Annotated in this window: 1 protein-coding gene; it reads right to left on the bottom strand. The window is 63.9% G+C overall.

Features of this window, described 5'->3' with window-relative positions; translation table 11 throughout:
* The coding region (locus tag HMPREF3115_RS17370; protein WP_141751691.1) for an aldehyde dehydrogenase family protein at positions 1-756 on the bottom strand (756 nt) is incomplete at both ends.

Here is a 756-nt window from a genome sequence, read left to right as displayed (position 1 = left end):
TCCTTGTAGCCGAGCCCCGAATCCTTCACGCCGCCGAACGGCGTCAGTTCGAGCCGATAACCCGGCACCTCGCGCACGTTCACGCTGCCCACCTCGAGTTCGGTGATGAAACGCGTGATGTAGTCGAAGCGGTTGGTGCAGATCGACGACGACAACGCATAGTCGGTGCTGTTCGACATCCGGATCGCTTCGTCGATGTCGCGAAAGCGCATGATCGGCGACACGGGCCCGAACGTTTCGTACTTCACGAGCGGCATGTCGGGCGTTACGCGATCGACGACCGTCGGCGAATAGAGCGCGCCGTCGCGTACATTGCCGACCAGCAGCCGCGCGCCGCGCGCGATCGCATCGTTTACGCGCGACTCGCAGAACATCGCGGCCGCTTCGTCGATGACCGTGCCCATGTCGTTCGACGGATCGGCCGGATTGCCGTACGACCACGCGCGCGTTTTCTCGACGACGAGCTCGGTGAAGCGATCGGCCACCGCCTCGTGCACGAGCATCCGCTTGATCGCGGTGCAGCGCTGCCCGGAATTCTTGTACGAGCCCGACACCGCAAGCGTGCTCGCTTCGTCGAGGTCGGCATCTTCCATCACGATGATCGGATCGTTGCCGCCGAGCTCGAGCACGGCACGCCGATAGCCCATGCGCGATGCGATCGACTTGCCGATCGACACGCCGCCCGTGAACGTGATCAGATCGATCGCCGGATTCGTCACGAGCTCGTCCGCGATCTCGTTCGGGTCGCCGGTGATC

Origin of the sequence: Burkholderia sp. HMSC10F09 (assembly GCF_001806955.1) — a bacterium.
In the GTDB taxonomy this organism is placed as follows: Bacteria; Pseudomonadota; Gammaproteobacteria; order Burkholderiales; family Burkholderiaceae; genus Burkholderia; species Burkholderia multivorans.
Note: the sequence above shows the minus strand (reverse complement) of the source record. Positions and strands in the feature narration are given on the sequence as shown.